Annotated in this window: 2 protein-coding genes; one reads left to right on the forward strand and one right to left on the reverse strand. The window is 34.5% G+C overall.

The genetic code is table 11. From position 1 onward, the window contains the following. Positions 1-83 precede the first annotated feature (83 nt). Positions 84-239: a DUF1328 domain-containing protein gene (locus ACS8FC_RS14810; protein WP_021814049.1), complete on the reverse strand. Its 156-nt coding sequence runs from the start codon at positions 237-239 to the stop codon at positions 84-86. Positions 240-670: 431 nt separating this feature from the next. Between ACS8FC_RS14810 and ACS8FC_RS14815 the strand changes: the two genes are divergently transcribed. Next, on the forward strand, positions 671-1,085 hold a 415-nt coding region (locus ACS8FC_RS14815), incomplete at its 3' end, for a saccharopine dehydrogenase NADP-binding domain-containing protein (RefSeq protein WP_439297331.1).

Below are 1,085 nucleotides of genomic sequence, written 5' to 3' on the forward strand. Positions count from 1 at the left end.
TGAAGTGCTTTAATTAAACATAAAAAAGACCCTCAATTGAGGGTCTTTTTTTATACTGGATTTTTTATAGTAATAAGCTGTGTTTACATTTTGCGACTAACAAACGCCACAATAAATAAAATCACAGCGACTGCTAAGAAGATGTATGCCAGATTAGCAGACAATCCTGCGACGCCGCCAAATCCTAATAAACTTGCTAACAGTGCGATTACTGCAAAAATAATAGCCCAACGAAACATAATATTCTCCTCAAATAATTGTTAAAAATCAGATAGTAAACTTTATATAGTATTGATTTAACTTTTTGTTTTTCTAATACCAGTCATATCTGCTTACAAACATAGATTAGCAATATTTCTCTTTAAAGAACGTGCATTTTAGTAATGATGTCAGTAGATTATGTAAAGTTTGTAGCAAGTGTTAATACCTTTTATTTTTTCTTGTCTCTATAAACATATTATTTAGGATGATGAGTACCTTATTTGGTAAATTATTGATTGCCTTATAGTTGTATATAAATGACATTAAAAATTTCTGAAAAAGAGATTTGGCAATGAAAACTATAGCGACCCCATAAACTTCTAACTTATTTAGACCACTTGGTTTATAGTTTCCACTTGGTTTATAGTTCAAAGTCACATTATCATCCAATCTATTAAGGACAATACTTATGAGTACCAAGACGGATACCGCAAAACCTACGCAACAAGATAGTAGCGACAACCGCCCTTATGCTGTCATTTTATATGGTGCAACAAGCTTTGTCGGACAAATCACCGCTCACTATTTAACCAATTTTTTATCTAATGCTAAAAATAAAGACGGCTCTAACGTCACTTGGGCAATTGCAGGGCGCGATGAAGAAAAACTCAATGAGCTACAGTCGAAACTTGAGAGCAAAGTAGATATTATCATTGCCAATAGTAAAGACTCTGCCAGCCTTGATGAGATGACCAAACAGACACAAGTCATCATCTCAACCGTCGGCCCTTACCTTAAATACGGCGAGCCTTTGATAAAATCTTGCGCCGAAAACGGTACCGATTACGTCGATCTTACTGGTGAAGCGATTTTTATCAAAGATA

Source organism: Psychrobacter sp. 1Y4, from assembly GCF_051847555.1.

Excerpts from the sequence above, each read along its gene's own strand:
- ACS8FC_RS14810 (WP_021814049.1), bottom strand. The coding sequence starts at position 239 with ATGTTTCGTTGGGCTATTATTTTTGCAGTAATCGCACTGTTAGCAAGT.